The 13,146-nt window shown below is 46.9% G+C and carries 12 protein-coding genes; 3 read left to right on the top strand and 9 right to left on the bottom strand.

All coding sequences use genetic code 11. The features are described from left to right. Positions 1 to 47: 47 nt before the first annotated feature. The 5 genes from M1K58_RS22500 to M1K58_RS22480 form a co-directional block, all read right to left on the bottom strand. Positions 48 to 1,190, bottom strand: a complete 1,143-nt coding sequence (locus tag M1K58_RS22500; protein WP_256761133.1) for an MFS transporter — start codon at positions 1,188 to 1,190, stop codon at positions 48 to 50. A gap of 13 nt (positions 1,191 to 1,203) precedes the next feature. Continuing rightward, positions 1,204 to 2,190 carry a Gfo/Idh/MocA family protein gene (locus M1K58_RS22495; protein ID WP_256761132.1) on the bottom strand — a complete coding sequence of 329 codons (987 nt, stop codon included), beginning with the start codon at positions 2,188 to 2,190 and terminating at the stop codon, positions 1,204 to 1,206. Between the two features lie 19 nt (positions 2,191 to 2,209). Next, a complete protein-coding gene (locus M1K58_RS22490; protein ID WP_256761131.1) occupies positions 2,210 to 3,076 on the bottom strand; it encodes a DUF72 domain-containing protein in 867 nt (288 codons plus the stop codon). Between the two features lie 264 nt (positions 3,077 to 3,340). Continuing rightward, complete coding sequence (locus tag M1K58_RS22485; protein ID WP_256761130.1) at positions 3,341 to 7,366, bottom strand: glycoside hydrolase domain-containing protein; 4,026 nt, start codon at positions 7,364 to 7,366, stop codon at positions 3,341 to 3,343. Positions 7,367 to 7,749: 383 nt separating this feature from the next. Next, complete coding sequence (locus M1K58_RS22480; protein WP_256761129.1) at positions 7,750 to 8,070, bottom strand: hypothetical protein; 321 nt, start codon at positions 8,068 to 8,070, stop codon at positions 7,750 to 7,752. A gap of 97 nt (positions 8,071 to 8,167) precedes the next feature. Here M1K58_RS22480 and M1K58_RS22475 point away from each other — a divergent pair, with 97 nt between their 5' ends. Beyond that, positions 8,168 to 8,608: a hypothetical protein gene (locus M1K58_RS22475; RefSeq protein WP_256761128.1), complete on the top strand. Its 441-nt coding sequence runs from the start codon at positions 8,168 to 8,170 to the stop codon at positions 8,606 to 8,608. Continuing rightward, on the top strand, positions 8,605 to 9,681 hold the full coding sequence (locus M1K58_RS22470; protein ID WP_256761127.1) for a phosphodiester glycosidase family protein: 1,077 nt from the start codon (positions 8,605 to 8,607) through the stop codon (positions 9,679 to 9,681). Before M1K58_RS22475 ends, M1K58_RS22470 begins: the two co-directional genes overlap by 4 nt. An 89-nt stretch (positions 9,682 to 9,770) precedes the next feature. Here the strand turns inward: M1K58_RS22470 and M1K58_RS22465 are convergent, their stop codons facing one another. The 4 genes from M1K58_RS22465 to hprK all read right to left on the bottom strand — a co-directional run bounded on the left by M1K58_RS22465 (position 9,771) and on the right by hprK (position 12,601). After that, the gene (locus M1K58_RS22465; RefSeq protein WP_256761126.1) at positions 9,771 to 10,064 is read right to left on the bottom strand and encodes a hypothetical protein; all 294 of its coding nucleotides are present in this window, start codon (positions 10,062 to 10,064) and stop codon (positions 9,771 to 9,773) included. Positions 10,065 to 10,117: 53 nt separating this feature from the next. Continuing rightward, complete coding sequence (locus M1K58_RS22460; protein WP_256761267.1) at positions 10,118 to 10,552, bottom strand: HEAT repeat domain-containing protein; 435 nt, start codon at positions 10,550 to 10,552, stop codon at positions 10,118 to 10,120. 118 nt (positions 10,553 to 10,670) lie between these two features. Beyond that, the gene (locus M1K58_RS22455; RefSeq protein ID WP_256761125.1) at positions 10,671 to 11,690 is read right to left on the bottom strand and encodes a TraB/GumN family protein; all 1,020 of its coding nucleotides are present in this window, start codon (positions 11,688 to 11,690) and stop codon (positions 10,671 to 10,673) included. After that, positions 11,687 to 12,601: an HPr(Ser) kinase/phosphatase gene (hprK, locus tag M1K58_RS22450; protein WP_256761124.1), complete on the bottom strand. Its 915-nt coding sequence runs from the start codon at positions 12,599 to 12,601 to the stop codon at positions 11,687 to 11,689. The genes M1K58_RS22455 and hprK overlap by 4 nt, the downstream gene beginning before the upstream one ends. A gap of 176 nt (positions 12,602 to 12,777) precedes the next feature. Between hprK and M1K58_RS22445 the strand changes: the two genes are divergently transcribed. Continuing rightward, positions 12,778 to 13,140, top strand: a complete 363-nt coding sequence (locus M1K58_RS22445; protein ID WP_256761123.1) for a hypothetical protein — start codon at positions 12,778 to 12,780, stop codon at positions 13,138 to 13,140. Positions 13,141 to 13,146: the final 6 nt, after the last annotated feature.

The raw sequence follows: 13,146 nt of genomic DNA, 5'->3' as shown, positions 1-13,146 counted from the left end.
CATCAAGCGTTTAATCCATCTGTTCAAACTCTCATTACCCATCTAATCTACATGCTTCTTGTCGGCCTTTTTACCAAATAGATCCCAAGCAAAAGCCCTAGTAAAGCAAACAGCCCCATGCCTCTGTAAAGCAAAGCGCCACCATATTCGTCCATTAACCACCCTCCGAAGGTGGAGCCAATAATGCCAGAAACACCGAAGAAGGTTGCTGTCAGCACCGTCTGCCCTGTCGACTTCCATTGATCCGGCACGATCCGATACAAGTATTGCATGGCTCCCACGAAGAAAAGAACGAAGGTTACACCTTGAAACACTTGAAGCCCCACTAGTCCATATGGAGTCCCGATTATTGAGCTGAGCAGGAATCGTACCGCATATAACCCTGCAGCCACCGTCATCCATATCGCTTCCTTACCAGGCTTGATGATCCGTGAGCTAATCGCAAACATTACCGTCTCGGTAATCGTCATAACGAACCACGACATCCCGGTTAATCGAACATCTCCACCCAATTGGTCCATATAGAGCCCGATGAACGTATCGTTCATCTTGTGCGGGATTGCCACAATCAATACGAGGAGAAAGAAAATCCAAGTATGTGACTGCAGGAAAAAATCCTTCAGATGATGGAGCGAAGGTCTATTAGTCGATGCTTTGACGTCAGAGAGACCTATAGCAAATAACAGCGCAACGCCTCCTACACCTAGGAATATCCACGAGAGACTATTCATCCCCCATAGCTTAAGCGCATAACCTGCAGTCAACGAAACACACGCATAACCAAGAGCTCCGAACATCCGAACGGAGCCATAGTCTACTTTCTCGCGTTGCGTAGTTTGGAAGTTCAAGCTCTCAACAAGCGGATCGGTCGGCAAATAAAACACGTTCATTAACGCAACAAGGACGACCAAGCTCCATATCTGGGTAGCTTGGAACAGTAAAGTTCCAACGAGCATAGAAGTCAGCAGTAGAATTAATAGTACCTTCTTGATCGTACGCGTTTTGTCGCTAACCATTCCCCATAAAGGTTGTGCCACGATGCTGATTAAACTGCCCATACCGAGGATAAGACCAATTTGAGTACCCGATATCCCAACTTTAGCGCTGTAGATAGGCAGGAAAGAAATAAACAACGCGAACATGGCAAAGTAAAAAAAGTTAAAGCCTCTTAATCTCAGGATGACAGACATCGTAATTCTCCTCTTAGCTCTTATCCGCCGGATAAACAAGCCCCATCTGCTTCCGCGCTTCGTCCATAATCTCGATGACCTTCAAGGAAATCTCGTGTGAATTCACTTTCGATTCCTTAGCCCCGCTTTTAATCAGCTCGATAAACTCCTGCACTTCATAGAACATAGCGTTATCTTCCTGTGGCTTCGTTAGATCTTCGACTTTTCCGTCACGATAACGGATTTGCACATGGTCTGGCCTACTTATTTTATCGAAGATGATCGTTCCATTCTCCCCTTGGATCTCAGCGCTTGCGTAGGAGTCTACGATCTTAGAATATTGAATTACCGCATCCATGCCCTTATAGCTGAGCAACAGACTTCCCGCTCCATCTACTCCTGAATCTAACATGATCCCACTCGCCTGAATCCTCTCCGGTTGCCCGAATAGCACGACTAATGGATAAATACAATACACCCCTAAGTCCATAAGAGCTCCATTAGAAAATTGGGGATTAAAAGCATTCGGAGCCTCACCACGCTTGTAAAGATCATAACGAGAGGAGTATTGGCAGTAGCTTCCGAAATAACGTCGAACCGGACCAATCTTATGTAAGTTGTCCGCTATCGCTTGGAAATTCGGCGTAAATGTTGATTTCATGGCCTCCAGCAGCACAACACCATTACTCTTCGCCGACTCCGTCATTTTCCTAACCTCTAGCTCATTAGAGGCAAGTGGCTTCTCGCATAACACATGCTTCCCATGATTCATGAGAACAATCGCCTGCTCAGCGTGAAGAGAGTTTGGGCTTGCTATGTAAACAGCATCGAATTCGGAGCTAGATGCGAACTGTTCCAAATCCGTATAAACATGGGCAATATCGTGCTTATTCGCAAATTCTCGTCCTGTCGCTTCCGTTCTGGAGTAGACCGTGGTCAACGCAAAATCGCCAATCCTCCTTGCAGCATTAATGAAATCCTCAGTAATCCAGTTCGTTCCGATAATTCCGAATCTAATCATTGTCCAAATCCCCTTCTATTTATAGATTAAACAAATCCAATTGTTCTGGTGGATTGTCTGCCGTAAGCTCGTACACAGGCATCTCCAGCATCTGCATAAGCTGCTTGGCATTCCCTGCTGCATGGCCTCCAGAATTATTGTTGAAAATAACGCCCACAGTAGCGGATAATTCCTTTAACTGTACGATGCGATCCTTCCATTCCCTGAGCTCGTCCTCGCTGTAATCATATAGATAGCGGACCTCTCTCCAGTTCGGAGCCCCGCTTTGATTCCAGCCGCTCACATTTCTACCGTGCAAGCGTACGAGCGTGAAAACTGAATCCGTGGCTTGCAATACGATTGGAATTGATCCTATACCCGCCTGTGGCTCGTCGCAAACGCTATGTATCCAGCCCTCTTTCCGCATAAACGATAGCGTTCTCTCCCGATACTCGGGCTCGAACCAGCTCTGATGGCGAAACTCCAATGCGCACGGGAAACCATCCATTCGCTTCTTCGTCTCACGTAACAACCGAACGTTATCCTTCGTGCAATCGAACCATGGCGGATATTGAAACAGCGCCGCGGTTAACTTCCCCGCATTCATAACCGGTTCGAGGCTTTCCCGAAACGCAAGGTACATCTCGTCATCGTTTTCGTAATAGGGCTTTCCTCGCAAATGCCCCGTCATTCCTTGATAAGCCTTCACGACGAATCCAAAGCCTTCCGGCGTCTCCGCCGCATAACGCGACATCCGTTCCGGTGGCTGCACGGCATAGAACGAGCTATCCAGCTCCACGAGGGAGAAGTGGGCGCCGTATGCCTTAAGCTTGTCCTTCGCCGCGGTTCCCGGCGCGTACAATGAATCATGGTCTCCCCAGCCTGCCAAACCGACGGCAATCTTCACGGTACACCTCCGAAACCATTAACCTTAGGATTAAGCAATACATTGATACTAAAACTTTATCGTGAGCACATCAAGTGTTCCTAGAAAAAGCGTATATCGCCGAGTATCACACACGGTTAATATCCAGGTCTCCCGTATCAATCGAGATTATGGGAATAACCATCAGCTTCTCTCTCCGCGACCAGCGTCTCGCCCCAAAATGAAACAGAAGCACAGGCTCTATTCGCCAATGCTTCCGTTCCAAAACGATACGGTCATGCCCTGTTACCGACCATTGCCATTGCCATGTCCATTACCGTTACCATTACCGTTACCATGTCCATTACCGTTACCATTACCGTTACCGTTACCGTTACCATTACCGTTACCATGTCCATTACCGTTACCATGTCCATTACCGTTACCGTTGCCATGTCCGTTACCGTTGCCATGTCCATTACCGCTTCCGTTACCGGGGTTCTCAATTACGATCTGACCACCAGCAGGGATATTGGCGATCTCAATGCCGTTGATCTGATAATAGGCTGGAGTCGTGAACAACCGACCGTCGTAGATGACGATTTGCATCTCAGTTATTCCCTGTTGGGCGAGAATCGGCAACTTCTCCCGATAAGTTCCACTAGCGGCGTTAGAATCTAGTCCTGTGTATAACGGCCAGAATACGGTATCTCCGTTCTGGGTCCACGTCCGGTCATCGCTCAGAATTTGCGTCCACGGATCCGCAGCAGATCGGCGAACCTTCAACGCCAGGACGGACGGCTTATGATCGGCGGAGCCATCAGGAACGATCAAATTGAATGAATTGAACGCTTGAGGCGAGTTCCATTTCAAAGTTATCGTATGAGGAAATTCGAATTCGGCATACGTGTTGTAATTCCCATTTCGCAATGCCGTGGCGTTATCTCCGTCGATCAGGTAGGCCACATCGCTATACCCCGCCATCTTCATGTCGAGATCGATGGAATTCGCTTTCGTGGCGAGATCTTTGATTCGGTTAATCACGATCTGGTACGTCTTGGAAGCCCCGTCGGCTCCACTCACTTTCACGGTCAATATGCTAGTTCCTTCGGGAATTCGGGCTACGGTCTTCTTGCCGGAAGATACAAGCACGCCGTTGATCTCCACCGTGCCATAACCGTCCTTCAGAACTGGCTGAATTTCGATTTTGTCCATCCCTGCTTCCAAATCTACCTTGTAATTCTCAACCTTCGGGTCGAATGAAAGAGGAATAGGCTTATGCTTCTGCAATCCAAAGAGTGAAAGCTCCGACAAGGCAACCTCTTTAGTCACGATGACCTCAATCTCGCCGTTGTCCGGGAGATCGTAGAGCTCCAGTTCATATGCGGCATACATGCTCCACATTTTGTAATAGGCATCGTTGATCTGCAAGCGCAGCTTCATGACACCGGAAACCGCGGGTATGTCGGCATAGGAAGATTCCATTACGCTGTCGTCCTTGTCGCTCTTCCAGGTGAACGGAACTCTACTCTTAATCGTTTCCCAAGTCGTGCCGTCACGGGAAATCTGGACGTCGACGTCGGTAATCCCTTGAAGTAAGCCTGACGGCGTAGCCAGCACTAGCGTATTGAACGCCTGGGGCTCGTTCCAGGACACGACGATCTCGTGCGGAAACGGATGGGTATCGTTATAATCGCGCAAGCTCGCGAACATCGTACCGTAATCTCCGTCAGCTATCTTCTCGGGTCCGTAGATCAAGCCTTGCTCGCCCGATCGCGCCGCCGACGCGGTTATCGAGGCATAGCTTCTGGCAGCGTTGATGCCCGGCTCGTTCACTCGTCCCTTCATAAAATTCAGTGTATACTGCTTACTCGTTACGCCGTCGCTTGCCGTCGTCATGATGCTGATCCGGCTCTTGCCCACCGGAATATCCGCTGTCGCCGTCATCCCGATCTCCAAGTTTTTACCATTGAGAGTCATGGTACCTGTTGCGTCCGTCATCACCGGCGAAATCGTAACTGTATCCACATCATCGGGTAGCAGGATTTGGTAATTCGTCTTCAGACCGTTGAAGGCAAACGAAGGAACGCCTGCCAGCCCCAAGCTTTTTAAAGTGGCATCATAGATTTGTTGATTTTCGTACATATGCACCCGAAGAGCGTCCAGATTCACTTCTTTGTTTTCCAGGTTGACGATCCGGATCGAATGTCTTCCCTCCGCCAGATCGCGGTTGCTATAGATTGTATAATAGTCGTAATCCACCTTCTCGTAAGCATCCAAAACAACTGGCTCCGCACCGTCGATGGATACGGAGAATTTACCCGCTCTCTCGTTCTTCGCCACAACAACATCGATGCCTATGCCGGTAAATTCGTATGTCAGCTCATCTCCCGCGACTGAGGTCGATTTCACGCTGCCTAAATACGCATATTGCCCGTTTTTATCGTACCATGCACCCGTATAACCTATGTCGCTGCTTGCACCGTCCGTCATGAACGTTCGCGGCGTCTCCTGCCCGTCATATGGACTCGTCGGCTCCGGAATCGCTCCGACCGACTCCCCAGCTGCTGCGAGCACCAAGTAACGGTGAAGCTTCTGGATGTACTCCGGATCAAGCGAATATTTGCGGGGGTCGGACGGATTAACAACACTGTCCGTTAAGCTCTTCGCTAAGTTCGGGTTTGTCTTCTTGATCAGGTTTAACAGCTCGTAGTCCTCTAGACCATCCCTCATCGCTTCGTAGCGCAACGAGCTCTTAACCGTCTTGTTAACTCTGTCGGGATAGACGATGAACGAGTCGCCGCTCCACGGCCCTACGAACCACGCGTTCCATCCCCAGTGAAGGTGACCCGTGACGCCATCTTGGCTAAGATTCCAGAACAGCAGCCTTCCGGTTAGCGTTGGCTGCGTCCAGAACCGGTTTAACCACGGCGGTGGATTCACCTCCATCGTATAAGCCCACAACCCTTTTCCGGCTGCTTGCACCGCTTTGTATTCATCTTTCTTGTAGTATAAAGTCGGCGTGAAAGGAACGAACACGTCCGAGTATCCTTTCGTTCCCTCCGAGAGCAGGATCCCGTTCGGGTCTGCGTCCATCAGCTTGAACTCCGAACCATACTGCGCGTTGATTTGGCGAATCTTCCGAGCAACGTACGTCCACCAATTTTTATCATCGTCCTTGATCGGTTCGTCCCTGATGTGCTGATACCAGGTGAATCCACCGGCTTCCGTCCAACCTTTTTCTTCCAAGTGGTCATTTAAGGCCGTCAAGTAATTCGTCAGGAAAGCGTCCGTCTGCGGCAGCGCGTCGGGCAAGCTCTCGTTCCACGAAGCATTCGGCTTCTCATTCGCAGGCATTTTGTTCAAGACGTGAATGAGATGAATATTGGCGAAGTTCTTGATGCCCCTATCGATAAAGATCTGCATGTACCTATCGAACTGCGTCCAATCCAAGTCTTCGGGAATGCCGTTCACGAACTCCGATTGAAACGTTCCCGTTTCTTGCAGCAACAAGTCCGTTCGGACCCAGATCATGTTTTGGCGATATTCTGTGATCACCCTTGCGAACTCGTCCATCAAATCGAACCATTCGTCGCTATAAGGCTGAACGCCATAGTAATATTCGCCTGCATCGTAGTTCGGCTGAGGAGAACCGTCCCACGATAAACCATCCCAAGTAAAACCGTTCGTCATCATCCATTGGTAATTGATGAATTCGGATTCCGACGTTGGCGGGATTACCGCGTTCGCTACTTCGACGCTGATCGGGACCGTGAAATCCCCCGCCGTCGTCCTCACGGTAGCTGTTCCCTGATAGTCTCCGGGAACCGTACCGGCTGGCACATAGTTCGTAATGAAAATAGGCTGGGTTGAATTGCCGACTACTTGCACCGAGCTATCGTTAGATAGAGGATCGGGCATGTCAGACAATGGGTAAAGTGGATTGCCTACCTTGTCCGGATTATACGCATTCGGTTGAACAGGCTCCGCGTCCTCGTATTCGACGAACCGGTATTTGAGATTGGTTGCGGCGATTCGGTTGCCGGCAAAATCAAGATCCGTAAAATCGATTCCCGTAATCACGAACGGATCAGCGCTTCTGACTGCCAGTTGAGCGCTCTCATATTCGTTAACGGCGGACACCAGTTCCACGGATTTGCCCGGGTTCGTTGGTAAAACGCTCGTTCGATAGACCGTTTTAAGCGGGCCCGCCGTCCACCAATCCGGAGCACCGCCAGCCGCGAAAGCTTTGCTTGTACCATATCCTCCAAGTTCGGCTCCGGACAACAAAATAACCGCACTCATCAATACGGACATCCACTTCTTAGACATTTTTTCCCTCTCCTTTAATCTGGATTATGAAATTGATTAAGAAACTGACCTAAGTTCACCCCCTTTCAGAGCCTGCCGTGATAGAACATGGCAAGATATCGCAAGAATCATTTTTCAACATATCATTTATGTTATTTAATGTAACTTGAGGTGTCCCTTTTCATAACTCAAAACTCACAATTTAACTATAGAAGGTTCAGCTGATTGCCAACAATCCCAAGATCTTTACAACCTTCTCATCTGTTTACGAGTTGGTAAGCGCTTACAATTGCTTGATTAAAGGAAGCTACCCCTAGGATAGCTTCCTTTAGCATAAAACCGTATGTCCACTCCACACAATATTAAGATCTTTACTTGCTTCTTTTCCCTTTACCTTTTCAACCTTACCGTTTCCCGATACTCCAAAGGCTTTTGCTTACCCATTCCACTTCAACCAAGCCTACTGGAGTTGCGACTTCAACACCTGTCGAGGCTTGGAGTTGAAGAATAATCCGCCAAATCTCCTCCTGGATCAACGACAATGACTTTTTGCTCTTGTGGTGGTGATTTGGATTCACTCTGGGCGCTCCCGCTTGCTTCTGCAGTTTCTTTACTTCCGGCGGAGCCTTGGGCTGCGTTTCCCCCTTCGTTTTTCGAACATGCAGATAATGGATGGCTGCAATCCCCGAATTTCCACTCCAATCTATGTTACAATCCCATGACAAGCGCAACTTTCTCCGCCTAGTTTCGTTCATAGTAAGTCGAGTCATTCTGAAGTCTGCTAGTTGCAAAGACAACAAGAGAGGTGTAACAAACAACGTAATGAGAGAATTAGGAGCACAACCTGCACAAAAAACGTTAACCGACACTTATCAAGAGACACCGCCTAGGAAGAAGCGCCGAGGCGCCTTGCTCTTTTTTTCCTTAGTATGGATTTTACTCATTGCATGCGGAGTTACTGGTGCCAAATTTTACTCCGATCGGATACAGCAGCAAGTATCCTCAGATTTAGAACGCCAGACTGCCGGCCAAATTACGTTGATGCAGCAAGATTACGATAGCCGATTAACAAAGCTAGAAACCGGTTATAAGGAACAGCTTGCGCTAATGGAAGGTAAGATCGAGGCGTTAAACGAATTGCTTACTTTTACGAAAGACAATGCCGACACAAAGACAGACAACAGTAACAAACTGTACTCCCAACTAGCAGATGTAAAGAAACAGCTTACAGAATTGAAGAAAAGCTTGGACGTATTGAAATGAGTACGATGATGACTCGCTCTTTCAATCGGACATTGTTGCTCGCCTGTACCCCTTTCTTAGGGATGCTGATTTGGATGCTCGTCTCGAATATCGGGATCGAGTTATCCGAGGACTCATTCCCGCAACACAGTACGGAATCCGGCAATCTAGTCGTACATACCGCTAAAGCCATTGAAGGTTTAAACCAAGCAGAAGTGATTGCCAAAGTAACTGGAAAATCACTTCAAAAGCAAATCACGCTCTATCAGAAGACGAATGCGGATATGAAACAAATTGCATCTATTGCTTCTACCCAGTCTGCTAGACCTTACCAAATCTATGACCGACGAATAACGAATAAATTGGGTGCGCCCTCCGCGACCATTCAATCGGACAATCTTAATGCTCAGCTGTTCTATCTGAAGACGGAAAACTTCAGGAGCTATGCGCTTAAGGTTAAGCTTAAAAAGGACGATGCCATGAAACTTGCCCTCGGGAAAGATAAGCAAGGCGGCTCAGAAACGACGCTTGAAGCGGTTAAGAGAAATAAAGCGGCGATAGGAGTTAATGCCGGGGGATTCGCAGATAGTGGGGGCAAAAGATATCCACTGAGCACGACTATCGTGAACGGAGAATATGTGGGAGGCTTCCAGCCCACCTATAAGGATTTGTTCTTCGTGGGCTTAAGCGACAATAACAAGCTTATTGGAGGCAAGTTCACGAGCAAATCGCAATTAGATGCGAAGAACCCTAAGTTCGGAGCGTCATTCGTACCCGTGCTGCTGCAAAATGGCAGGAAAACAGAAATTCCATCTAAATGGCAGAGCAGTCCCTCACGCGCACCTCGTACAGTTATTGCGAACTATAAGGATGATCAGATCCTATTCTTGATTGTCGATGGCTATAACGAAAAGGGTAGTTCCGGTGCAACGCTAGCTGAGATGCAAATTCTGTTACAGCGTTATGGAGCTATCAATGGCTACAACCTGGATGGCGGTGGCTCAACGTCACTCGTGTTCAATGGTCGGGTCATTAACAACCCTTCTGACGGTAATTTGCGTAAGCTTCCAACCAACTTCTTATTTTTCAAGTAAAATGACTCATAAAAAAGGGGTTATCCCGCAAGCCGCTCATTCAAGCGCCTGTGGAATAACCCTTTTCTTCACTTCGTAAGCTCAACACTTTATTGATTACCCGCATACTCGCTAGTCGCTGTGTCGAACATGGATTTCCAATCTGCAAAATCGGTCTCCCTAGCAACATGTCGATCAAAGAGCTCATCCGGAATGTTGTCGACATCTTCCTGTGACCTCACTTGGAAGTTGCCCTTCTCAAGAAACTCTTCGAAGCTCTTAACACTAGTGGAATGCTTGCTCATAAACGCATCATTAAACAATACATCAAATGAAACATGATTCGGGTCCTCTATCATCGTTTTCTGACCTTGCAATTCTTTCAACAAATCCTCAAATGACATTGGCTTTTGCTTTCTCAGAAGATCACCCCTAGATCAATTTAATTAAATTCCACTTACCTAGTCGACAATGAAGACCACGTGGATTCAAGCCACTGATCAAAGTCAGCGCCTCTTTCACCTTCGTAAATATCATAGATGTCGAGTCTCATCTTTTTCAATTTCACTTTGAACTCTTCGTAAGAATGATCTTTAGGCAAGCTTTTTTTAATTCTAATCAAAACTTTATTAACACCTTTAATCAACTCAACTGTTTTCCTTGGCGGAAGTTGAACATCTTCGCCAAGCTCCTTGAGCTTATTAAAAGCTGCCATTTGTACTTGATACACATCATCGTTATTCATTCTATGCGTAAGTACATCGATGGTTTGTTTGCTTTTCCACTGCCCTAACTGCTCCACAGCTTCTAAACGCTCACGCCAATTTGACGTTCGATTAGCAGCTATTTTTAATTGTTCATAATTTGCAGGCAATTCATTTTGATCTTCCATTTTATCCAATTGATCCCGTCCTGTTCTAGTAAGGTGTGATCTCATTAGCTCATTTTACATATCAATATTTTATCATACCACTGTAATTCCATTTGTACAATGATATGTTATTAGTAAACTACTCCACAAACTCAACCGTGTACCCCTTCTGCTCCAAAAGAGACACCAATCCCTGTTCCCCCACCATATGCAACGAACCAACTGCGACGAGGTATGTTCCAGCTTCCCCATCCTTCAAGTAATGATCAACTTTGTTCGCCATCTCGATGTTCCGATTAACGAGAAAAGTGTTATTATAGTCGTCGAATAAATCCCCCATCGATTGACTGCCTTCCTTCTCGAACTGGTCGTGCATCGTCTCCAGCAGCTTCAGATTCCCTAATGTCCACATATCCATTAGTTGCTTGAGTCCAATTGAAGCTAGCCCAGCACTTTCCACCGTTTGGTGAAAATAAAGCCGCTCCAGCTCGTCCGAAAATCCATCAAATATACTAAGCTGCGACTCCATACTCTCGAGCTCGATGATCTCCTTGCCATTCTCATGAGCTTGCTTAGCAATATATTGATCAATTCCATCGGTCAACATGTACTTCATTGCAGGAAGGCTCTCCAGTGTCATCGCCGCGTACCACGGCTCATAGCTGTCAAGGGTTGCAGCTCCCACGCTTAAAATTGATTTTTTCAAAATCGCCTGGAATTTTGTATAATCCTCTTCTGTCACATGGTCCTTTAAGGTCGTCCCATCCGTTAGCAGAGCCTTCTCGTTGACCATCTCCATCACTTTCTTCTGATCGACCTTCGTCAAGTCTAGCTCCAGTGCGATATAATCAGATTCTTTGATCGCCTGTTCCAAATCTGCATCTAAAGGATACATCTCCTTCTTCGCAACATGGATCGTTCCCGCTAAATATCCCGAATTGTGATCGCCAGTTACCTTCCAGAGGAATCCTTTGGCCCCTTCTTTAGCCGGAATGTTAGCTGAAGTTGAAGGTTGCTCCGTTATCAATGGAGAAGACGTTGACGTTGCTATTGCCTGCTCCGTTATGGGATTAGCCGAATTGGAGGAACAAGCTGTCAACACGATCAGTACCATGATGACAAGCCACGTTAATATTATTCCGCTAAAACGCTTCTTCATTTCATATCTCCTTCAATCCGTTTCATAAATTCTTCAGCTGCACTATAGCCCTGTTGCTTCAAATACCAGCTATTCGCAGCAGCCTCGATCATTCCGGCAACATCCCTTCCTGGCTGCAGTTGAATTTCGATATGAGGAATCCGCACACCCAAATATTCCGTGAAAGTCGGCTCCAGCTCAAGCCCATTATTCAACGCCTGATCCTGCCACGGATTTAATTCGATATCTAGTACGATCCGTGTCTCATCCTGAAATGCCTTTCTTCCATACATGCGTACAACGTTTATGAGTCCAATGCTACGTAAGGCTAGAAATTCCTTCGTTGTTTCGTTATGAGAACCGAGCAAGGTTTGTGAGCTTAGCTTCTTGAGCACGACAATATCATCTGCAACAAGGCGATGCCCCCGGCGGATAAGGGTATGTGCAGTTTCACTCTTACCGATTCCTGACTTCCCTCGAAGCAAGATCCCTATACCAGATACGTTCAAGCATACGCCATGAACAGCTATTTCCGGCGCTAACGCTTGAACCAGGAATGCATCGAGCTTCCCAAGGAATTCTGTAGTCGTTTCTGCTGTCCTTAATAGTGGAATCCCTTCCTGCTCACAATAGATCATCAAATATTTCAAGCCCTCTTGCTTAGTCGTTACGATAAAACAGGGAGGATGATACTTTACAACGTTGCCGATATGCAAGTTACGTTCTTCTTCCGTCTGATTATGTAAATAATTGATCTCTTTCCTACCCAACACTTGTACTCGATTCATCGGAAAGAAATCGAAGTAGCCAACAAACTCCAGTCCTGGCCGGTGTGCTCTGGAGCGTGTCACCGTTCGATGAAGATGATCTTCTCCCGCCAGCACCTCAAGCTTGAACCGCTCCTGCAGGCTCTTAACAGTTATTGATTTCATGTTCGTCCCCCTATCCCATATGCCTTCATTATAACAAATAATTAGTATTGCAAGGAGTTCCGCAGGGAGTTCGTTTAGAGCTCGACAGAGAGTTCATTTAGAGCTAGACACTTATCTCATAATATGTGTCTCCTTCTCATACAAATCATCATAACCCTACATATGGAGGTCATGAGATGGACACCGATAAACTAACCCGCTTCTGTCAATTGAAAGCCCAAATGAAACAATGCGAAGATGAGTTAAATGAATTACGTCGAGAAATTACGAATGAATATGATCAGGACTCCGAAATTCGTCTTTCCGACTACACGTTGAAAATTATTTATCAGGAAAAAAAGCATTACCATGATCATTTGCTAATCGAAGCTCTCCCCGATCCTGAGCTCTGGAAGGTGCTGTTCAAAGCCGATTCTGCTAAAATCACTGCACTGCTAAAAGCCAAAATCCTCTCCGAGAAGTCATTGGAAGGAACCTATTCTACTTCCCGTACACCTTATTTATACGTTAATCCGATTATCCATGATGACATGCCGTAAGATATC

Origin of the sequence: Cohnella sp. WQ 127256 (genome assembly GCF_024519285.1) — a bacterium.
Taxonomy (GTDB): Bacteria; Bacillota; Bacilli; order Paenibacillales; family Paenibacillaceae; genus Cohnella.
The sequence above is the reverse complement of the archived record's forward strand: the minus strand, read 5'-3'. Positions and strand labels throughout refer to the sequence as shown.